The sequence below is a fragment of the Cytobacillus horneckiae genome, from assembly GCF_002835735.1.
Taxonomy (GTDB): domain Bacteria; phylum Bacillota; class Bacilli; order Bacillales; family Cytobacillaceae; genus Cytobacillus; species Cytobacillus horneckiae.
Window position 1 is genome coordinate 17,518 of sequence record NZ_PISD01000002.1, and the last position, 20,051, is coordinate 37,568.

Sequence of the window (20,051 nt, forward strand, 5' to 3'; positions counted from 1 at the left end):
GGCAAAAACGATGAGTGAAAGATTTTTCTTATACGATGATTTAGAAGACACGAAAACACGGTTCGTCAGCTTTATGGGGGACAATCAGCGATTTGACCTTGCACTTATTCGTTCAGATCGCTATTATGGCAAGCAGCTTGTACTAGATATTCAAGGGAGCCGCTTTGCAATCATTGGCACTGACGACCTTGATGAAGAAGGATATTTAGAGCATGTTTTCCAACTGGAAGAAGAGGATGCCGCTGAGCTACGTTCATTCCTGTATGAGGTCATTTAACAGGATAAATATGATACTGACTGCAAATAGTAAAAAGAGAGCCTAATCATCGGCTCTCTTTTTTAAATGATAAAAGGAGTGACCGCTAATGGATGATAAAGAAAAGCGTTATTCCGATTTCTCTAATGTGGAGGCGCAAAGAAATGACCTAGCTGTTCAAGATTTGCCTGAAGGTCCGTACGGTTCACCTATCCGGAAAGATACACCTGTTGAAAACAAAAGTACCCCTTGGCAAGAGGGACAGCACCAGTCAAGTGCCTTTGTATTTGAAAATAAAGAGCTTCATAAAGATATTCCGAGAGAAATGCCGGGATCCCATCTTCCACATTCTGAGGAAGAAGATTATGCTAAGGAGTAACCTGATTAAAATGTTCTCAGTATAAGATTTCGATCATTTCTGTTTTTGCTCTTAAGGTAGTCAGTTTTCATGGCTGGCTACCGTTTTGTTGATTTTCCCAGTAAAACAGTATCCAAAAAAATAAAAGCTGAACATCACTGTCCAGCTTTATTTATTTATGAACTTTTCTTACGACAAAATAAGGGCATCCGAAGTTGCAAAATTCATATAAATATTCAGTTAAAGTACTTATCTTCGTATCGTAAGTTGCTTTTTGGTTTTGATCATCAAAAAAACCTCTGAGGCGGAGCTGACCGTAACCCCAATCGCCCACGATATAGTCATACCGAGTTAAAATTTCGCTATATCGTCCGCGGAATGCCTCTTCATTAAACCCGCTGCGTTGATCTTCAACAACTTCATAGCATGAGCTTTGAATACAAATCATTTACATTTCACCTCTTCTAACACGAACATGGTTTATCAAGATTATATGATAAATATTGGAATAATGGCAATGTACTTACTTAAATTATAACTGATTCCCCATCAATTACTAAGAAAAAAAAATAAATAGCAGGAAAATATATATATGAGGAGGTGTAAATGATGAAAAAAACAGTCATGTTCATCGGACTTTGCGGCATTGCAGCCTTAACTGGATGCCAAGGTGCCAACGATACAGCGAGAAACGACATATATCCTGAAAGCGGCAACACGATAAATGTAAATGACCAGCGCGCTGATATATATAACCAGCCTAAAGCCAACTATAGTGAAGACTTTGGCTATGTCCGCCATCAGAAAAGCCCAGTCCAAGGCGAGAATCTTTCAAATCAGCACTATGCTTCAATAAACCGTGAAAAAGTGGCCGATATCATTGGAAAATATTGTACGGAAGTTCCTCATGTGGATGATGTCTCAACATTAGTCACTGATCAAGAAGTGCTGATTGTATATGATACTGATACGGAAAATCCACAAGCAACTGCAGAACAAGTTCAAAAGATGGCCGAATCTGTTGTTCCGAGCTGGTTCAATATTTATACAAGTGATGACACTCATTTGCGGGATTATGTGGAGAGTTATGCAACAATGGATTCAGATAGTACAAGTACACATTCCGGCATTGAAAAATTAATAAATGAAATGGAAAAGTCAGGATACAATAATTCTGGAAAGCCAGAAGAACCAACTTCAAATGAAAATAATATGTAAGTGAATGGCGAAAAGGGCAGTCCCAAAAGGGTCATGAAAATGACACCTATTGGGGCAGCCTCTTTTTACTAGGAAATGAAGTTTTGCTTAAGGAATCGTCACTTTAACTGGTAAATAAAGTGACGGACTCATGATTGAAAGAAGAGATCATCACTTTAAACAGCAAATAAAGTGACAAATGCATAATAAAAAGACGAAATCGTCGCTTTAAACAGCAAATAAAGGTGACGTACGCACAAAAGAAAGAGATCATCGCCACTCCAAGAGATATATTTGTCTAATAAAACAAAAACCACGCGATGCTTCAATACATCTCGTGGTTATTCTTTAAAAAGACCTTTTGAGAAAGCCTCTCTTTCAATTATGCTTCTTTAAGGTTTACTTCGCCCATTTTTTGTCTTTGTTTTGCAGCGGCATTAACTTGCTCGTCTGCATGGTAGGATGAACGTACCATCGGCCCGGCTTCACAGTGGCTGAAGCCTTTACTCATGGCGATTTCCCTTAATTCATTGAACTCATCAGGGTGATAGTACTTAACCACTTTAATATGTTTTTTGGATGGCTGTAAGTACTGTCCAATTGTCATTATGTCGACATCATTCGCTCGAAGATCATCCATCGTTTGAATGATTTCTTCTTTCGTTTCACCGAGTCCAATCATCAAGCTTGATTTCGTTGGAATCTCCGGCTGCATTTCTTTTGCTCGTTTTAAAAATTCCAGTGAACGAGCGTATGTAGCACGTGCTCTTACTCTTGGAGTTAAGCGTTCAACAGTTTCTATGTTATGGTTTAAAATGTCTGGTTTGGCATCCATGACTGTTTTTAAGTTTTCGTATACGCCTCCCATATCAGAAGGAAGTACTTCTACACTTGTGAATGGGCTTTTTCTTCTAATTGCTCGAATGGTTTCAGCTAGGACAGCTGAACCGCCATCTTTTAAATCATCACGGGCAACGACTGTAATTACAACATGCTTCAGGTTCATTAATGCAACAGAATCAGCTACTCTTTCCGGTTCTTCCCAATCAAGCTCTGTCGGAAGCCCCGTTTTTACAGCACAGAACCGGCAAGCTCTTGTACATACTGAACCAAGAATCATAAATGTTGCGGTTCTTCTTACAGCCCAGCATTCATGAATATTGGGACATTTTGCTTCTTCACATACTGTGTGAAGGCTTTTTTCACGCATCATTTTTTTCAAGCCTGTGTAGTTTTCATTTGTATTTAGCTTTATTTTCAACCATTCCGGTTTACGCAAGTACTCATCTTTTTTTTCACTCATCAGATTCACTCCATTCTGAAAATCAAAAGAAGCTCTTTTTAATAATTATTATAATCTAGAACAAGCCTCACTGAAGCAACTTTAACATAAGTGGAAGAGTTGAACAAGGATTGACAAAAAATTCTTTACCATAATTTTATATCTATGATATTTCTTTTATTTCACAAACTATAGAAGTAAATAAAAGAGAACGGAGGGTTATCGTGCGAGTCATCATAGGTTTATTCACACTTATATTGTTTATTCAATCCATACAAATCCCTGTACATGCTGAAAACCAGGCGGAGGATATCTATGAAGAGCGGATGGCTCTCTATAAACAAGTTGAATCAGTAACAAATATCCCCTGGTACTTCCTAGCAGCAGTTGACCAATATGAAAGAAATGTTCGGCAATCACGCCGGGATTTACCAAAAGCAGAGGGGATTACAGGCATCTATTTTAAACCTGAAGAATGGGTAGGGCTATTAAATCCTAAATTAGATGATGAAAATCCAGAGACGATTCAATTTTTTGAAGGTATTGGATTTGACGGAGATGGTGATGGCAAAGCCAGTGTTCATAGTGATGAGGATGTGGTGCATGCATTTGCCAACTTTCTTCTTAAATATGGTACAGATCAGGATAATTTAAAAATTGGTTTATGGGACTATTATCAGAGAGATAAAGCAGTGGGGATTATTGTCGGAAAGGCACAATTATATAAACATTTTGGCCGTTTAAACCTTGAAGAACATGCATTTCCTGTTCCAATTGGTACCCATTACAGTTATCGGGATACTTGGGGAAGTGCCCGGGGATGGGGTGGAAGAAGAATGCACGAAGGGACCGACATTTTTGCTGATTATGGTCTTCCTGTCAGAGCAACAAGCTATGGCATCATTGAGATGAAAGGCTGGAATAAGTTCGGCGGCTGGAGAATTGGCATCCGTGATATTAATAATAATTACCACTATTTCGCACATTTAAGCGGATTTTCAAAAGACTTAAAGCTTGGACAAATTGTTGAACCAGGCATGGTCATCGGGGGAGTCGGCAGCTCTGGTTATGGACCCCCAGGTACTTCTGGAAAATTCCCGCCGCATTTACATTATGGCATGTATAAGGATAATGGCTATACAGAATGGTCATATGACCCCTATCCGCATTTAAAGCTATGGGAAAGACAAGAGCGGGCAAAGTAAAAATCAGAGGAGTTTTCTCCTCTGATTACTTAACCGCCTAAATAAGCGCTTTTTATTTCATCACTTGACTGCAAGTCTTGAGCCGATCCTGTTAGTACAACCCTGCCCGTTTCAATTACATAGCCTCTTTTTGCTACAGATAATGCCATATGTGCATTTTGCTCAACTAAAAGAATTGTTGTCCCATTCGTTTTGTTTATTTCTTCAATAATGCTGAAAATGGTTTTTACCATGATAGGTGCAAGCCCCATAGATGGTTCATCTAATAAAAGCAATTTAGGCCTAGCCATAATTGCCCTTCCCATTGCAAGCATTTGCTGTTCTCCGCCTGACAGTGTGCCTGACAATTGTTTGCGCCGTTCATATAGCCTTGGGAATAAATCATATACCTTTTGAATATCTTTTTGGATTTCTTTGTCTTTTCGAACAAATGCCCCAAGTTCCAAGTTTTCCTCTACCGTCATATTGGCAAAAACCCTTCGTCCCTCTGGAACATGAGAAATGCCTGATTTTACTATTGTTTGCGCTTGTTTACCTGCAATCGACATATTTTCATATAAAATTGTGCCGTTTTTCGGTTTTAATAATCCCGACAATGTCTTAAGCAAAGTGCTTTTCCCTGCACCATTGGCTCCAATTAATGTAACAATTTCTCCTTCAAGCACTTCTATAGAAACGCCTTTTAACGCATGAATATTTCCGTAAAAGACATCTATGCCATCTACTTTAAGCATCCTTTGGAACCTCCTCTCCAAGGTAGGCTTCAATTACTTTAGGGTTATTGCGAATATCCTCCGGTAATCCTTCCGCAATAAGCTGTCCATGATCCAATACGTATATTCGTTCACAGATTCCCATGACAAGGTTCATATCATGTTCAATCAGCAGTATCGTTAGATCAAACTTTTCGCGGATAAAAGCGATGAGATTCATTAATTCATGCGTCTCTTGTGGGTTCATACCTGCCGCAGGTTCATCAAGTAACAACAGCTTCGGTCCTGCTGCAAGCGCTCTGGCAATTTCCAGCCGTCTTTGCTGTCCATATGGCAGATTTTTTGCGACTTCATCCTTCAGCTTATGCAATTGGAATATTTCAAGCAGCTCTAATGACTTTTCTTCCATTTCTTTCTCCCCTGAAAAATGAGAAGGAAGGCGGAGAACCGAGCTGACAATTGAGTGCTTTGCTTTGGAATGATTAGCTACTTTAACATTGTCCAGCACAGACAGTTCATTGAATAGGCGAATATTTTGGAACGTCCGGCTAATCCCTCTTCTTGTCACTTGATAGGGAGCCATCCCGTTTAACCGTTCACCCTCGAGTAAAATTTCCCCTTCTGTTGGAACATAAACACCGGTTAATAAGTTGAAGCTTGTTGTTTTTCCAGCCCCATTCGGACCGATTAACCCAACTAGCTCACCGCGATTGATTTCAATATTTAATCCAGAAACAGCTTTCAAGCCACCAAATTGTATCCCGGCTTCTTTAACTTGCAATAATGGTTGTTCTGTCATTTTAACTGCCTCCCTTTACACTTTTACGTTTAAAGAGGTCGGTAATTTCACGTGTTCCCATCAATCCTTGTGGACGATATAGCATGACAAGAACAAGAACCAAGCTATAAATAATCATGCGTGTTTCAGGATACCCTTGCAGGAAGGTTGATACAACAGTTAATAATATCGCTGATATAACCGCTCCTGACAGGCTTCCTAATCCGCCTAAAACTACGAAAATCAATATGTCGAATGACTTGAGGAAGCCGAACTGGCTTGGCTGGATGATATAGAAGTTATGAGCATACAATCCGCCTGCAATACCTGCAAAAAATGAACCAATAGCAAAAGCGACAACTTTATAATACGTTGTATTTATGCCCATAGCATCTGCTGCAATTTCATTTTCTCTAATCGATATACACGCCCGGCCATGCCGTGATTTTGTAAAGTTCGTAATGACCGCTATCGTGATAAATAAACAAATAAATGTATATGTCCATGTAGTCATTTTTGTTACTTGCATGCCAGCAGCTCCGCCAACTGCATCAATATTTAAGAAAACTATTCTAATTATCTCAGCAAAACCGAGCGTGGCAATCGCTAAATAATCGCCTCTTAAACGCAAAGTCGGTATTCCAACAACCAGTCCTGCAAGTGCAGCGATTAGACCGCCTGCTAATATAGCTATAGGAAAAGGTAGAGACAGCTTCATTGTTACGATGGCCGAAATATAAGCACCAACCGCTAAAAACCCTGCATGTCCAATTGAAAATTGACCGGTGATTCCAATAACTAAATGCAGACTGACAGCTAAAATAATATTAATGCTGATAAAGATGAGCGTATTGGAATAAAAATTATTTAAGATTCCGGCATTAATTAGAACTTGCACTGTTCCATAAACAATGATTGAGAGGACTAGAAACAGCCAAAACCCCTTAATTTTTTTCATGATTATCCTCACCTACACTTTCTCTCTAGCATTTTTACCGAAGATACCCGACGGCTTAAATAAGAGGATTAATATTAAAATAATAAAAGCTGCGGCATCTCTCCATAAAGAATAGCCAAAAGCACTTACCACTGTTTCTACAAGACCTAGTACAAGACCCCCAACCATTGCCCCTGGAATAATTCCAATACCGCCAAGTACAGCTGCAACGAAAGCTTTTAGCCCCGGAATGACGCCCATCAATGGTTCAATCTTTGTATAATAAACACCAAAGAATACACCTGCCGCTCCAGCGAGAGAAGATCCAATGGCGAAAGTTGCAGAGATGGTTGTATTTACATTGATCCCCATTAATCTTGCTGCATCCATGTCATGTGATACGGCACGCATCGCTTTTCCAACTTTTGTTTTATGGACAATAAATTGAAGAAGTAACATTAAGACAATGGAAGTAGATAAAATCATTACCGATTGACTGCTTATTTGTGCACCGAAAAAATCAAATGTTTTATTAGATAATACATTGGGATACGCTTCTGGCTGCGCTCCCCTAAAATAGATAACAAGATACTGGATAAAGAGAGATATCCCGATTGCCGTGATCAGCGCAGCAATTCTTGTTGCATTGCGCAATCTCCTATATGCTACCCGTTCAATTACCATCCCCATAATGGCACAAACAGTCATCGCTAATAGTAATGCTGGGAAAAAGCCAAATCCCCAGCCGGCAATTGAATAAAAGCCAACAAAAGCACCGATCATAAAAACCTCGCCATGAGCAAAGTTTATCAATTTAATGATTCCGTATACCATTGTGTAGCCTAAAGCGATGAGCGCATAGATACTTCCTAATGAAATACCATTCACTATTTGCTGAACCCATTCCATGAATTCTCACTCCTCTTCGAACCCCGCAGACCGAGTCTCTTATAAATTTGTAGAAAAGGCGTAAAAACGAACTTATTAGCGCTATTTCAACTAAAAATTAATATATTTGATTAAAAATTTATGCGTTCACCATGTCTTCTTCTCTGGCAATTGCCTAGCTTTAGTGAAGCGAAACTTTTAAAATAGCCAAAAAGAAATGGGAGGATAAGAAAAAATCCCCCCATTTCAAAACAGCTTACACTTAAGGATTCACTTTAGACTTAAAGACTTGCTCCCCATCTTTATATTCTAAAACAGTCGCTGATTTAATTGGGTTATGGTCTTCATCTACTGTTACAATACCAGTTACAAGGGATAAGTCTTTTGTTTCAGCAAGCGCATCTTTAATTTTTGATGCATCACTTGTATCGCCTGCACGCTCCATTGCATCTTTTAATAAGTAAACAGAGTCGTATCCTAATGCATTGAACGCATCTGGAGATTTCCCATCATACTTTTCACCGAATTTTTTGACAAATGATTGGATTTTTTCATCCGGGTCACCTGATGAATAATGGTTTGTGATAAATGTGTTGTTCAAAGCGTCTGCACCAGCAAGCTCAACCAGTTTAGGCGAATCCCATCCATCAGCACCCATTAATGGAACATCAATCCCCATTTCACGAGCTTGCTTAACGATTAAGCCAACTTCTTCATAATAGCCAGGGATAAAAATAAATTCTGGGTTAGCTGATTTAATACGAGTAAGTGTCGAGCGGAAATCGGTATCTTTTGCTACATAAGATTCCTCTGCTACTACCTTACCGCCGGCACCTTCAAAAGTTTCTTTAAATGAAGCAGCCAATCCTTTCGCATAATCACTCGCATTATCTGCAAAAATAGCTACGTTTTTAACTCCTAAATCACCTGCTGCAAAGTTTGCAGCTACTGTTCCTTGGAACGGATCAATGAAAGATGTACGGAACACAAATTCATTCAAGCTTCCATCTTCGTTGATCGTTACATTTGGGCTTGTACCTGATGGTGAGAGCAAGATGGTTTCAGCTCCATTTGCAACTTGCGCTTGCGCTACCGTGTTACCGCTAGTAGCAGACCCAATGATAGCGGTTACTTGATCATTTTCAGTTAATTTTATGGCAGCGTTTGTCGCTTCTGGACCATCTGATTTATTATCGACTTTGACAATTTTAATGTCTTTACCGTCTATACCGCCAGCCTCATTAATCTCTTCTACTGCAAGGTCAATACCTTCGGCAATTCCTTGGCCGTATGAAGCAACTGGACCTGAAAGCTCTAAGTTAGCTCCAATTTTAATTACGTCATCCTTAGACCCTCCTCCAGCACTCTCGCCTCCACAACCTGCTAAAAACCCGGCAGCTAATGTAGAAGCTAGCAAAACAGACGTCAGTTTCTTTTTAAACAACATGGTAGATCCCCCTTTTTAGACTATTCTAATAATTTAGGATATGGTCAGTTTTGCCTATTTAGACCCTACATTAAATCTTTCATATCCTTAAAGCAAAAAACATGTCAAACTTCCTAACGAATAGTATGATTTCTCTGATAATTCCATTAAATCTAAAAATAGTATAGTACCATTTTATTAATCTGTCAAAACAATCTTTTATGAATAATATTAATTTTCTAAAATTTATTAACCAATTACAGTATTAAAGGATAACTTTTTATTTGTTGTAACTCCTAATATTATTTAGAAATAATTCCTATTAATAGTTAATTATAATAAAAAAAGAGAAGACACGGGGTCTTCTCAGGCTGTAGAGAAACTCATTCCAAAAATGATGAGGTTTGGGATTTTACGAGGCTTACCGCTCGCTTCCTCCGCGGGGCGAGCGTCGAGCCGGTTCGGCGCTACGCGCCTTTAGTGTCTCTACTGTCTCGCTACACTGAGCAGGAGTCGAGCGGACACCTCTCCAAATCCAACTAAATTTTTTATTTTCACTTTCGAAGGCACTCTGAGAAGACAGGATGCCTTCTCTTTTTTATATTATTCTTTTGAAAACCATTTAATTACTATAGCAAAAATTGCAATAAGAATAGCAACCGTTAATAGGGATAAGATAGTGCTTCCTGTAAAACCAACCACTAAAAAGCCAATGGCTGCAACTACTGCTGATACTAATACATATGGCAGCTGAGTGATGACATGGTCTATTAAATTACTGCCGGCACCAGTGGCTGATAGGATAGAAGTATCTGAAATCGGCGATGCATGATCTCCGAATACCGCTCCTCCTAATACTGCTGCCATCGCTGGAATTAATAAACTCACATCTGTCGCTACTGCAATATCTCCCGCAATTGGAAGAAGGATTCCAAAGGAACCCCATGAAGTCCCTGTACTGAATGCCATTACGCCTGCAATGATGAATAGCAAAGCAGGAATGACAGCGGGACTTAAGCTAGATTGAGCAATAACACCTGCTAAGTAATTACCAGTGCCTATCTGGCTAATTAAATCTGCCAAAACCCAGGCAAATATAAGGATAATGACAGAAGTAAGCATTGACTTGACACCAGCTATTGTTCCTTTTATAAATAGGCTTTTAGGCATATGCTTGTGACGAGTAATTTGAAGCCAAAATTGAAGATAGACTGTAGCTAAGCCTAGTAAACCTCCAAGCAATAATGACAAAGCAACATCCGTATTTTCCAAAATAGTAAATATCGTTATATTTTCATTTGTTCCTTTATAACCAGTCCAGAACATTGTCCCTACAGTGCTGATAAAAAGAACAATAATCGGCCATACTAATTCCTTAACCGATCCCTTATCACTCGTAGGAAGATCATCTTGCAACTCACCTGACATCGGCTTATTTGGATCATATAGCACACCTTTATCAATAGCTAGTTTTTCATGTTTTTTCATCGGGCCAAAATCGAGCTTTCCAAAAGTGACTAACAGAACAATTGCCAGCGCAGCCCACACATAGAAGTTCATTGGAATCGTTTGTATGAATGCCGAAAAAGCTGAGTATTCAGTAATACTATGAGTGGCTAAAATGGAACCGATCAGAGCAATTATCGATGCGCCCCAGCTAGAAATTGGTGCAACAACACAGATTGGCGCTGAGGTTGAATCAATTAAATAAGCAAGCTTCGCTCGTGATACATTTTGACGATCAGTTACTGGCCTAGAAACTTGTCCCACAGTTAATGCATTAAAATAATCATCGATAAATAATATGATGCCAAGAACCACAGTAAGCAATTGAGCGCCGATTCTTGTTTTTACCCGTGTCATTGCCCACTCACCAAAAGCGCGACTGCCCCCAGAAAGCGATATAAATGCAGTAATGATGCCTAAAATCAATAAAAACAGTAAAATAAATATATTCCATGTATTTAATGCGCCATCTACAAAGAAGATTCCTTTAACAGCTTCATACAGATAGATAAACGTCTCTTTCATACTTAAGTCAGCGAGTAAGATCGCTGCTGTGATACTCCCTATTCCTAAGGATAATATTACTTTTCTTGTTAAAATCACCATTGCTATCGCTACGAGCGGTGGCAGCAATGAAAAAATTGAATCTGTCATGTAATTGTCCCTCCGTCTATTTTTAATAGGAACTAGGACAATGATGAAGAATCTGACTGGCTCAAACTATGGGCTTGTCGATCTGCTTGAATACTAGGATGATAATAGTACATTTCTTATGCATAAGACAACGATCACAGAAACGTTGGTAACTTTTCTATGATCCTTGGCTTATGTTCACAGAGAACCTAGTGTTTACTAAAAGATTGTCGATTCCACGCTTAAAACTAATCATGAATACACTTAGACTTCTTCAGGAGAAGTAACAATGGTAAGCCCCAGAAGAGACCGAGTTACCCTGGAAAGCGAAGTGTATCCATAATACAGATGATTAAATAGCAACAAACTTTTAACAGAGCCAAAATAAAAAAGAGTAATGATAGAGGGGATCTATCATTACTCTTAATAATTAAAGTAAGTCAATTCTCCATCACGAACTGTAGCTCCCCATTATGCCGGTATGATTCTATACCCCATAATGACAGTGTTACTCTTATTCAAAGTAACCCCAGTAAAATATATTTTTGACGAATGTATTTTACTTCGGCAGAATCTCCTTTCAGCTATGATCACCGTTGTCATCCTCACACAGCTTACTAATAAATCCTGCACCTCTACCCCATCGGATATGATAAGGTTTTATTCAATTAACAATCATTATATCAAAATAGTATACAATCCGCAAATATCTATCCGAACTTCGGAATTACAATAAATTTTCCTGAAGTATTTAAAACGTTGTGAAAAGTTTAATCTTGTCTATACCTATTCAATCGCCTTTTAACGTTTGTAGTTTATATTTTGTTCTATGTGCATTTTCACTTGAAGATTTTTTATAGACTCCTTATCAATCGAATGAATTGTATTCAAATCCCATTTATTATAATGATACCGATATGTTTTTTCACTTAGATTTAACAAATCCGCTTTAATTTCTTCACTTTTCTCTATCGTCTTTAATATATCATTATTAATTTTCTTTTCTAATTCTATTTTAATTTCATCTATGCTCTTATCGTCCTCATTTTGAGTCAAAACTGCATCAGATTTTACAATTAACAAGTATGAAGGTTTATTGCCATTTACTACTTTAATCGTTTTTTTCGGCTTTTGTACAATCACACTGACGTTTTCATCATATAGGGAAATAGGGATGTTGGTTGCATCTTTTGATAACCATTTTAGACCGACAAGTTCTTCTTTACTTACCCATCCCTTTAATTGTTGCTGTGAAACAGCAAATCCTCCTGTAATGACAACAACGTTTTTCTTTTTTTCGTCCTCTGCAAAGTGTGTATTATTCACTCCTAATGAAGGAATAATTATGGTGCCCACTGGCTGATGATAGGACGAGATAAATTTATTATACCTTAAAATTGGGATAAAAAAGTTGTTTTTATTTAGAGTATCCGGACTATGAACAACTGAATATAAAGATGAGTTATTAAGAAAGCTCTCTCCTCTAAAAATACTTTTTATATCGAATTCAGTGCCAAATAACCAGCAGTTGTATCTTAAGAAAGAATTCTGTCCAATAAATTCTGTGACTGCCTTCATTTGATCCTTAATTACATTCTCACTTAACAGAATGGTTTACACATGGTCATAATAAAGGGGTAGTGCCACATTTTGTTCTAATTTACTAAAAGCTGACTGTATGGTTTTCCCCTTTGCTTCTCCAATTAAAACGGGGGAATGCTGCAAAAAAGAATCACCATCTAGCTTTGCAATATTAGCAAAGTTCAACGCTTGTATATAGACCGTAAACTCTCCATCAGCGTAATCAAGACCTATAGCTGTAATAAAAGTTTGAGTTTGTATTTCTCTTGCCCCCCAACAACCGGAGAGGAAAACGAACTGACTGCTTATCATGATTATTAGTAAAATCCTTCTCATAATTTACTCCTTTTGACTTTTTCTATCAACCGGCTGATATGCTTGATTTCGCTTTTTCATAAATTGATAAGGCAGCTTCACGATATTTTTTATAATATCTGCCTTATTAGGCCTAGATAGATAAGACATATAAGGCTGCCCAAAGCTTTCTAATGAAACGACCATTGATAGAATAAGAAAAAAAGCAATAAAGAATCCAAACAAGCCAAAAAAGGATGAAAATGCTAATACAAAAAATCTCAAAATTACCGTATTTCCTGACATGCTTTGATTAGAGAGGATGTAACCTGATATTACTGTTATCGAAACTATGACTAAACATGAAGGAGATGTTAAGCCAGCCCTAATAGCTGCATCACCTATAAATAATCCACCTAATACAGCAACAGTCTGCCCAACCGCTTTTGGAAGACGCACCCCTGCTTCTTTAAATAATTCAAATAGAACAAGCATAATAAAGGCTTCAGCAGGAGCAGATAAAGGTAAGCCAATTCTAGAATTAGAGATTGTTGCTACAAGTGAATAAGGAATTTGATCTAGTTGAAAATTTATTAATGCAATATAAAATCCTGGTAAAAATATCGTTGTAATGATAGCAATGATTCTAAGCAGACGCATCATGCTTACGTAATAAAAACTATCCTGTGCGTCTTCAGGTGAATATAATATTTGATTTAAATTTGTCGGTCCTATCAAGCAAGTTGGATTTCCATCCACTAAAATGACAAACCTTCCTTGTGTTAAGGATTGAACAGCGAAATCAGGCCTGCCTGAATTCTCCATCTGAGGGAAAAGCGACAAAACATTGTCGTACAAGTACTCCTCAAGTTCGTAACTGCTGGCCACAATGTCGATTTTTATGGAATTCAATCGATTTTTTAAATCTTCTAGAATAGAGGGATTCATAATATCATCTATATAAAGTAATAAGATTTTCGTCCGGCTTCTTTCACCGATGGTATATTCAATACTTTTTAATGAAGATGTTCTCAGCCTTTGTCGAATGAGAGCCATATTATCTGAAATGTTCTCTACCAATCCATCTCTCGGTCCCCTAATGGAGGTTTCCAAATTAGATTCCTCTGGACTTCTTTTTGGAATGTGAGATACTGGTATAAAGAAAAGGGCAGTTATATCATGATTAAAAATGAGTAATTCACCCGAAAATAACTTGTCTTCTATCTCTGTTTTGGCGTTATTAATATTTTTAAGCTGACTGACCTCTAATACATTATTTAATGTCTCAAAACTTAAGTCCCCATGCTTATCTAGCACAGCATTAATAGTAGGAAAGATGACCTCATTCATGAATTTCATATCTACTAGATTAGGGCAATACAGAAATTCCAATGTATAGTCATGATAGGTTTTCACTCTTATGACAATATCTGAAGATCCTTCAAACCAAATCTTTAATTGATCTATATTGACATCGTTAACTTGAACTTTCTTCATGATAATCACCTTTTATATGAATGAATAGTAATAAAAACAGCATCATACTCAATTGAAAAATCAGGCTAATTGGGAAATAATATTTCTGCAAAAAATAAAAAAACGATGTGGCGTTCCAAGGAATGCATGCTGCAATGATTAAAATGAAATAAAGGAACGGAAGCAGCCATTTCGTTTTCTTTTTTAACATAAATGTTCTTTCAGCAATAAATAAAAATAAGCTAATTCGGACAAATGCCCCTGAAAGCCATTGGAAGATTGAAAGAAAATCAAGACGGGTAACATGATCTCCAATTATCAACAGCTTCCACTGCTCATAAGCTGGATTCCTAAATTTCGCTGCTTCCTCAGGACCAAATTCTGTGATTGCTCCCACCAGTGGTCCTAAAATAAGAAACATAAGGATGATTCCAACTATTATAAGCCATTTAAGCTTTAGTCTATCTTTAATAAACGACGTTAAAAACAACAAAAAGCTAATCTCAAACAAACCGGCACAAGTTTGAACTAATCCGTATAAAAAATCTTTATAACCATGCTCGAATATCGGAAATAGTAGTTCATAATTCTTATGTGGCGTATTCCCAAAGCCGACTAAAAAGCCAAAAAATGAAACAAAAGGAAGGACAAGCAAAGCGATTGTACTTATCGTTCGTATTCCTTTCGCAGATGCATATGAGCAAATAAGAGCGAATAATGTGATAATAACAAAATCAGGAACTTCAAAAGTATAATTTGCATTTGCCCAAAAAAAAGTATGCTTTAGAGTAACTAAGGCGGAAACTAGAAAATAGCATCCGAATACAAAGGAAAACATATTAAATACCCAGGATGGAAATGATTTCTGTTTAAGTAATGCGAGAATATTATTATGAGTTTTTAGCTTTTTATAAATATGAAATATAAGCAGTATCCAAAGGGTAAATGGTATTATACTGAGAATAGCTGTTAGCCAGGAATCCCTACTTGAGGTTGATAATAAAGTCGGGATAACTAGTACATGTACCATGAATCCTGTAGACATAATCAGCAAAACATAAATATGTAGAGATTGAATCATTCGATTCATGGAAAACCACCTTAAATTCTGCTTTTATTCAAGTAGTTTAGCCTTTAATACCGAAAAAATACCCGATAGAAAAAAATGGATAACCTTACGTCATTAAGAAATCCATGTATAAAACTATGAACTAGTCCAGTAATGACATATATCCATTCGATTATGTTATTCATCATTAATTTATTTTTACCCCGCCTATTAGCTTTTCCTCATATATCCTCTTTATTTGAAAGGATTACCTTAAATAGTACCTCACCGCTTACTTTAGACACTTAATGAATGAAAAAAGCCTAATCTATCAACATAAATTGAAAGATCAGGCCAAATAATATCTTCTTTTTTAACTAGAGAAATCTTCTCATGAGTCCACTTGATATCCATGTGGCTTAAGAGGTGACTCCTTTTTATACCATTTTTAACAGGGCATCTCGCCCGCTCATCCCTTTTTCAATCCCTAACTCCTCTGCAGCATAAGTTACAGATTCCAGCGGAGCATCAATTAATTGTTGAATCGTTTTTACACCCACAGCACGGCCGGCGATGATTTTCCGATCTTTTAATTTCTCATTAAGCAATCCTACATCCAAAGCTCCACACATTATATAGCCATTGTCATTTGTTACAACTAGCAAATTTGTTTTTGGCAGTTCCACAGAAACAGTTAAAAAGGTGTGTCCTTCAATGATAATAGGCTTTAAATCCACCATCCGCTTTCCCCCCTTTCTCATACATACAATTTATGTAGAGAAAAGAAGTTGCGTGTACTTTCCAGTTAAAATAAACCGAGCTGACGCGGAGCCAACCCTTCATAATCAATTCCCAATAACTCAATCATTTGCTTCGCATTATCTGCTGCATCTCCACCAGAATTATTATTGAACAAAGCATAAACATTTTTAGTTTTCTTCTCAAGTTCTTTTAAATAGCCAGCCCATTCTTTCAGCTCAGCCTCATTATATCGATATAAGTAACGAACTTCCCGCCAATTATCATGGGTTTTCTTTTGCCATCCATGGATGTTACGGCCATGAAAACGAACTAAGACACATTCCGCATCTAAAGTATCCAGCACAATCGGTATCGATCCTTCTCCAGATTGAGGCTCATCACAAATACTATGAATCCACCCTTCCTCCTTCATAAACTGAAGCGTTCCATCTCGAAAACCTGTTTTAAACCATGATTGGTGCCGGAATTCTAATGCACATGGGATTTCTCTCATTTGTGCCTTACACCAGCGTAAGTATTGAACATTTTGTTTTTTACAATCAAACCATGGCGGAAATTGAAATAGCACGAACGCTAGCTTATTATCTTCTATGTACGGCTGCAATGAGTCAATGAATGCAAGGAACATTTCTTCCTTTGAATTAAATGGAATTTCCCCTCTTTGATGTCCCGTCATCCCCTGATAGGCCTTCACAACAAATTTAAATCCTTCCGGCGTGTCACTTACCCATTTCATTGAATTTCGCTGCGGCTGAACTGCATAGAAAGCTGAATCTACCTCAACCGTTGGAAAGTGGGCTGCATATTCCTGTAATTTATCGCGTGGAGAAACGGGAGCAGTATACAGGCTATCATGATCTCCCCATCCTGTTAAACCAATCGTAATCAAACGAACACCTCCGTTCCACTCTCAAAAACCTTAATTAAAAATATTATAATATAGCTGTGAAATTTATTGTAGTAAAGGGCTTATGAAACCTAGATTTTATGTAGACGTGTAGAAAGTTACCTTCCAATACACATAAATAACAAAACCATCTAACTGAATGCTAGATGGCTCTTTCGGTCTTTTAACTGTCAATAGACAGGTGGGATTTTGATCATTGTCTAAGGTCTTTTTCTCCCAGTAATCATTTGGAAAATCAGTACGATTAATGCAATGACAAGCAATAAGTGCACAAGCCCTCCGGCAATGTCAAAACTAAACCCTAAAATCCATAGGATAATTAATATCCCAATCAGTGTCCATAACATATTCATTTTCCTTTCTATAATGAATTGGTAATGTCCGTTACTCATAAATACCCCTTGTAAACCTATCCAAACTGCTGCGATTTTCCTATATGTTTAAAAAGCATGCAAGAATGGGAAAATAATCTGCATAGATTACTTAGGAAGAAGGATGATCTGTAATGTTACATTCGAACAAGGTATATGATTTTATTGGCATTGGCATTGGGCCATTTAACCTTAGTCTCGCAGCACTGACTGACGAACTTACTGCGGTTGAAGGGCTGTTCTTTGAACAAGAGGGCCAATTTGTATGGCATCCTGGTATGCTTATCGAAGGGACTGACTTGCAAACCCCATTTCTCGCTGACCTAGTCACCTTTGCCGATCCGACAAGTCCTTATACATTTATAAACTATTTACATAAACACAATCGGCTGTATGCCTTTTATTTCTTCAACCGTTTTGCCATTCCTAGACGTGAATACAGCGACTATTGCAGCTGGGTCTCAAAACAGCTGGATAACTGCCGCTTTAGTCATCGAGTTACGAATGTCGATCACCTAGATGATGGTATTTATAAGGTTGATGTATTAAATTTATCGACGAACGAACAGAAAAAGTATTATTCCAAACATATCGTCATTGGAACCGGCAGCGTACCGATGATTCCTCAAGGGTTGGACGGTGATTGGCCAGCAGATGATATCGTTCATACGAGCAACTATTTATGTAATGAAGATGAACTGAAGAGCGGTAAAATGATTACAGTTATAGGGTCAGGTCAGAGTGCAGCTGAAATTTTCTATCATCTTTTGCAAGATCAGAATAAAAAGGGATATTCTATAACCTGGTTTACTCGTTCTGCAGGGATTTTTCAAAAAGAGGATGCAAAGTTAGGAAAGGAATTTTTCTCACCGGAATATATTGATTATTATCATTCTTTGCCATTTAATAAACGCTCGGAAGCTTTGGATAGCTTAAATGAGCTGCGCAATGGCATTGATCCTGAAACATTGAAAAAAATCTATGATTTATTATATCACCGCTCAATTAATAGTGATGATATTGACATTACAATTCAACCTTTAACAGAAGCGAATAAAATTGAAAAACTCGATAAAGGCTATAATCTCCATTGCCGTCAATGGCAGGAAGACAAAGAGTTTACCTATTATACTGAAAAAATTGTGCTAGCTACCGGATATAAACCATCTATTCCTGAATGGCTTTCCCGCTTCTCTGATCATATAATATGGGAAGATGATAAACGATTTAGTGTAACAGAGGACTACCGGATCGCGTTTAAACATGACTCAGAAAACCATATATACACGCTCACAAATATCGAACACTCCCACGGAGCAAGCGCAACAAATTTAGGCCTTTCTGTATTAAGAAACGAGAAAATTATTAATTCAATCGCTGGTGAGGATATTTTTTCAATTCCCGAAAAAACTGTCTTCCAACAATTTACGACTCAATCATACAACTAAGGCGCCCCTTAAAAGGACGCCTTTTACATTTTTTATCTAATAGAGCCTTCCATCTCGAGATGGATAATCCCCTAAAAATCCACTTTTGCCCTCAAGCAATCGTCTATTCATTAATTTTTCCTTTGAATACAATGACATTGTAACAGAATAAAATTAAAAGGAGAGATGGGCTTTGGGTAGAAGTAGAAATTGTTCAAATCGTTCTAACAGTCGTAGGGGAGATAACGATATTAGAAATGATTTTAGAAACGATATTGACAATGATATTGACAATGACAATGATATTGATGTAAAAGATAAAAACGTCAATATTGCAAGAGTGTCCAATAGCGGAAATAGTAGAGTACGTGTGAACGCTAGATTAGATCAAGATCAAGATCAAGATCAAAACCAAGAACAAGACCAATAAAGGAATATTCAATAGCTAAAATATGTATTTCCAAAGGATATTAGTATTTTTCTAATATCCTTCTATTTTTATAAAGGAGGGAGAATTAGTTGTCTAGGCGTCTTCCAAAAAATTGGACAAAAGAATCAAGAGATAAAAAGTATAGATCGAGAGATAAGCGCTCACATTCGGTAGAAAATAACTTAAAATCAATCGTTGGACATAGTGGCAATGCTGATGTTGATGTAGAAGTTCATATTGAAACTACGGCAATTGCTTATGCAATGCTATGTACCATGCATGCTACTGGTAGTCTAAGTGATCGTCAATTTAGAAAATCGGTTCAAGAATTAAACTCATTAATGGATAAGAACCATCGTAGACGAAGTTAATTAATTCAGATACGTTTATTTTTATACTCCAATCGAGGAATATACATTTGCCCTAGAATAGTTAAAGCATAAATAATTCTTTCTTATTAGATATGCTGTAACATAATTAACAGCCCTCTCAGCTGAGAAGGGCTTTGTGTTTTATTCTTAAACGATGATTAAGCGTCTGTAATTTCTCGGTTGTCCCTCTTTCTAACTAATGCTC

General features: G+C 37.4%; 21 protein-coding genes, 1 pseudogene and 1 riboswitch. Of the genes and pseudogenes, 7 read left to right on the forward strand and 15 right to left on the reverse strand.

The window, feature by feature from the left end; genetic code table 11:
* Positions 1-10 precede the first annotated feature (10 nt).
* Together CWS20_RS00530 and CWS20_RS00535 are read left to right on the forward strand one after the other, a co-directional pair.
* Entirely contained in the window at positions 11-277 is a 267-nt protein-coding gene (locus tag CWS20_RS00530) for a DUF3055 domain-containing protein (RefSeq protein ID WP_066192036.1), read from the forward strand.
* Between the two features lie 88 nt (positions 278-365).
* Positions 366-635, forward strand: coding sequence for a cytosolic protein (locus tag CWS20_RS00535; protein ID WP_066190505.1), 270 nt, complete (start codon positions 366-368; stop codon positions 633-635).
* 151 nt (positions 636-786) lie between these two features.
* Here the strand turns inward: CWS20_RS00535 and CWS20_RS00540 are convergent, their stop codons facing one another.
* Complete coding sequence (locus CWS20_RS00540) at positions 787-1,062, reverse strand: YutD family protein (RefSeq protein WP_066190502.1); 276 nt, start codon at positions 1,060-1,062, stop codon at positions 787-789.
* Positions 1,063-1,220: 158 nt separating this feature from the next.
* Between CWS20_RS00540 and CWS20_RS00545 the strand changes: the two genes are divergently transcribed.
* Positions 1,221-1,832, forward strand: coding sequence for a YhcN/YlaJ family sporulation lipoprotein (locus CWS20_RS00545; RefSeq protein WP_241504116.1), 612 nt, complete (start codon positions 1,221-1,223; stop codon positions 1,830-1,832).
* Between the two features lie 361 nt (positions 1,833-2,193).
* Here CWS20_RS00545 and lipA read toward each other — a convergent pair whose 3' ends face one another.
* Positions 2,194-3,114, reverse strand: a complete 921-nt coding sequence (gene lipA, locus CWS20_RS00550) for a lipoyl synthase (protein WP_066190497.1) — start codon at positions 3,112-3,114, stop codon at positions 2,194-2,196.
* A 233-nt stretch (positions 3,115-3,347) separates the two neighbouring features.
* Between lipA and CWS20_RS00555 the strand changes: the two genes are divergently transcribed.
* Positions 3,348-4,298, forward strand: coding sequence for a M23 family metallopeptidase (locus CWS20_RS00555; protein ID WP_241504118.1), 951 nt, complete (start codon positions 3,348-3,350; stop codon positions 4,296-4,298).
* A 29-nt stretch (positions 4,299-4,327) separates the two neighbouring features.
* On the opposite strand, the gene CWS20_RS00560 is transcribed toward CWS20_RS00555, so the two are convergent.
* The 13 genes and pseudogenes from CWS20_RS00560 to CWS20_RS00620 all read right to left on the reverse strand — a co-directional run bounded on the left by CWS20_RS00560 (position 4,328) and on the right by CWS20_RS00620 (position 17,639).
* A complete protein-coding gene (locus tag CWS20_RS00560) occupies positions 4,328-5,032 on the reverse strand; it encodes an ABC transporter ATP-binding protein (protein ID WP_066190489.1) in 705 nt (234 codons plus the stop codon).
* Positions 5,025-5,810, reverse strand: a complete 786-nt coding sequence (locus CWS20_RS00565) for an ABC transporter ATP-binding protein (RefSeq protein ID WP_066190487.1) — start codon at positions 5,808-5,810, stop codon at positions 5,025-5,027. Before CWS20_RS00565 ends, CWS20_RS00560 begins: the two co-directional genes overlap by 8 nt.
* A 1-nt stretch (position 5,811) precedes the next feature.
* Positions 5,812-6,747 carry a branched-chain amino acid ABC transporter permease gene (locus tag CWS20_RS00570; protein ID WP_066190482.1) on the reverse strand — a complete coding sequence of 312 codons (936 nt, stop codon included), beginning with the start codon at positions 6,745-6,747 and terminating at the stop codon, positions 5,812-5,814.
* A 12-nt stretch (positions 6,748-6,759) separates the two neighbouring features.
* Positions 6,760-7,635: a branched-chain amino acid ABC transporter permease gene (locus CWS20_RS00575; RefSeq protein WP_066190479.1), complete on the reverse strand. Its 876-nt coding sequence runs from the start codon at positions 7,633-7,635 to the stop codon at positions 6,760-6,762.
* Positions 7,636-7,876: 241 nt separating this feature from the next.
* Complete coding sequence (locus tag CWS20_RS00580; protein ID WP_180321489.1) at positions 7,877-9,061, reverse strand: ABC transporter substrate-binding protein; 1,185 nt, start codon at positions 9,059-9,061, stop codon at positions 7,877-7,879.
* A 582-nt stretch (positions 9,062-9,643) separates the two neighbouring features.
* Positions 9,644-11,200 carry a Na+/H+ antiporter NhaC family protein gene (locus CWS20_RS00585; protein WP_066190476.1) on the reverse strand — a complete coding sequence of 519 codons (1,557 nt, stop codon included), beginning with the start codon at positions 11,198-11,200 and terminating at the stop codon, positions 9,644-9,646.
* 432 nt (positions 11,201-11,632) lie between these two features.
* A riboswitch (Lysine riboswitch) is annotated at positions 11,633-11,825 on the reverse strand.
* Between the two features lie 155 nt (positions 11,826-11,980).
* Positions 11,981-12,535 carry a Ger(x)C family spore germination C-terminal domain-containing protein gene (locus CWS20_RS00590; RefSeq protein ID WP_491523028.1) on the reverse strand — a complete coding sequence of 185 codons (555 nt, stop codon included), beginning with the start codon at positions 12,533-12,535 and terminating at the stop codon, positions 11,981-11,983.
* Positions 12,521-13,096 (reverse strand): annotated as a pseudogene (locus CWS20_RS29470) (Ger(x)C family spore germination protein); the annotation flags it as partial. The pseudogene CWS20_RS29470 and the gene CWS20_RS00590, both read right to left, overlap by 15 nt.
* A 3-nt stretch (positions 13,097-13,099) precedes the next feature.
* Positions 13,100-14,551 (reverse strand): spore germination protein, encoded by a 1,452-nt coding sequence (locus CWS20_RS00600; protein WP_066190468.1) that lies wholly within the window; start codon positions 14,549-14,551, stop codon positions 13,100-13,102.
* Positions 14,532-15,620 carry an endospore germination permease gene (locus CWS20_RS00605; protein WP_066190465.1) on the reverse strand — a complete coding sequence of 363 codons (1,089 nt, stop codon included), beginning with the start codon at positions 15,618-15,620 and terminating at the stop codon, positions 14,532-14,534. Before CWS20_RS00605 ends, CWS20_RS00600 begins: the two co-directional genes overlap by 20 nt.
* Before the next feature lie 395 nt (positions 15,621-16,015).
* On the reverse strand, positions 16,016-16,318 hold the full coding sequence (locus CWS20_RS00610; RefSeq protein WP_066190462.1) for a YunC family protein: 303 nt from the start codon (positions 16,316-16,318) through the stop codon (positions 16,016-16,018).
* A 65-nt stretch (positions 16,319-16,383) separates the two neighbouring features.
* Complete coding sequence (locus tag CWS20_RS00615; protein WP_066190459.1) at positions 16,384-17,229, reverse strand: DUF72 domain-containing protein; 846 nt, start codon at positions 17,227-17,229, stop codon at positions 16,384-16,386.
* Between the two features lie 218 nt (positions 17,230-17,447).
* On the reverse strand, positions 17,448-17,639 hold the full coding sequence (locus CWS20_RS00620) for a lmo0937 family membrane protein (RefSeq protein ID WP_066190456.1): 192 nt from the start codon (positions 17,637-17,639) through the stop codon (positions 17,448-17,450).
* 113 nt (positions 17,640-17,752) lie between these two features.
* Between CWS20_RS00620 and CWS20_RS00625 the strand changes: the two genes are divergently transcribed.
* The 3 genes from CWS20_RS00625 to CWS20_RS00635 all read left to right on the forward strand — a co-directional run bounded on the left by CWS20_RS00625 (position 17,753) and on the right by CWS20_RS00635 (position 19,846).
* Positions 17,753-19,066: a lysine N(6)-hydroxylase/L-ornithine N(5)-oxygenase family protein gene (locus CWS20_RS00625; protein WP_066190454.1), complete on the forward strand. Its 1,314-nt coding sequence runs from the start codon at positions 17,753-17,755 to the stop codon at positions 19,064-19,066.
* Between the two features lie 172 nt (positions 19,067-19,238).
* Entirely contained in the window at positions 19,239-19,475 is a 237-nt protein-coding gene (locus CWS20_RS28525; RefSeq protein ID WP_066190452.1) for a hypothetical protein, read from the forward strand.
* 89 nt (positions 19,476-19,564) lie between these two features.
* A complete protein-coding gene (locus CWS20_RS00635) occupies positions 19,565-19,846 on the forward strand; it encodes a hypothetical protein (RefSeq protein ID WP_066190447.1) in 282 nt (93 codons plus the stop codon).
* Positions 19,847-20,051 lie beyond the last annotated feature (205 nt).

What these genes read in the sequence shown, in the direction of transcription:
- CWS20_RS00530 (WP_066192036.1), top strand. Translation starts at nt 11, where the DNA reads ATGAGTGAAAGATTTTTCTTATACGATGATTTAGAAGACACGAAAACA.
- CWS20_RS00535 (WP_066190505.1), top strand. Translation starts at nt 366, where the DNA reads ATGGATGATAAAGAAAAGCGTTATTCCGATTTCTCTAATGTGGAGGCG.
- CWS20_RS00540 (WP_066190502.1), bottom strand. Translation starts at nt 1,062, where the DNA reads ATGATTTGTATTCAAAGCTCATGCTATGAAGTTGTTGAAGATCAACGC.
- CWS20_RS00545 (WP_241504116.1), top strand. Translation starts at nt 1,221, where the DNA reads ATGATGAAAAAAACAGTCATGTTCATCGGACTTTGCGGCATTGCAGCC.
- lipA (WP_066190497.1), bottom strand. Translation starts at nt 3,114, where the DNA reads ATGAGTGAAAAAAAAGATGAGTACTTGCGTAAACCGGAATGGTTGAAA.
- CWS20_RS00560 (WP_066190489.1), bottom strand. Translation starts at nt 5,032, where the DNA reads ATGCTTAAAGTAGATGGCATAGATGTCTTTTACGGAAATATTCATGCG.
- CWS20_RS00565 (WP_066190487.1), bottom strand. Translation starts at nt 5,810, where the DNA reads ATGACAGAACAACCATTATTGCAAGTTAAAGAAGCCGGGATACAATTT.
- CWS20_RS00570 (WP_066190482.1), bottom strand. Translation starts at nt 6,747, where the DNA reads ATGAAAAAAATTAAGGGGTTTTGGCTGTTTCTAGTCCTCTCAATCATT.
- CWS20_RS00575 (WP_066190479.1), bottom strand. Translation starts at nt 7,635, where the DNA reads ATGGAATGGGTTCAGCAAATAGTGAATGGTATTTCATTAGGAAGTATC.
- CWS20_RS00580 (WP_180321489.1), bottom strand. Translation starts at nt 9,061, where the DNA reads ATGTTGTTTAAAAAGAAACTGACGTCTGTTTTGCTAGCTTCTACATTA.
- CWS20_RS00585 (WP_066190476.1), bottom strand. Translation starts at nt 11,200, where the DNA reads ATGACAGATTCAATTTTTTCATTGCTGCCACCGCTCGTAGCGATAGCA.
- CWS20_RS00600 (WP_066190468.1), bottom strand. Translation starts at nt 14,551, where the DNA reads ATGAAGAAAGTTCAAGTTAACGATGTCAATATAGATCAATTAAAGATT.
- CWS20_RS00605 (WP_066190465.1), bottom strand. Translation starts at nt 15,620, where the DNA reads ATGAATCGAATGATTCAATCTCTACATATTTATGTTTTGCTGATTATG.
- CWS20_RS00610 (WP_066190462.1), bottom strand. Translation starts at nt 16,318, where the DNA reads ATGGTGGATTTAAAGCCTATTATCATTGAAGGACACACCTTTTTAACT.
- CWS20_RS00620 (WP_066190456.1), bottom strand. Translation starts at nt 17,639, where the DNA reads ATGAGTAACGGACATTACCAATTCATTATAGAAAGGAAAATGAATATG.
- CWS20_RS00625 (WP_066190454.1), top strand. Translation starts at nt 17,753, where the DNA reads ATGTTACATTCGAACAAGGTATATGATTTTATTGGCATTGGCATTGGG.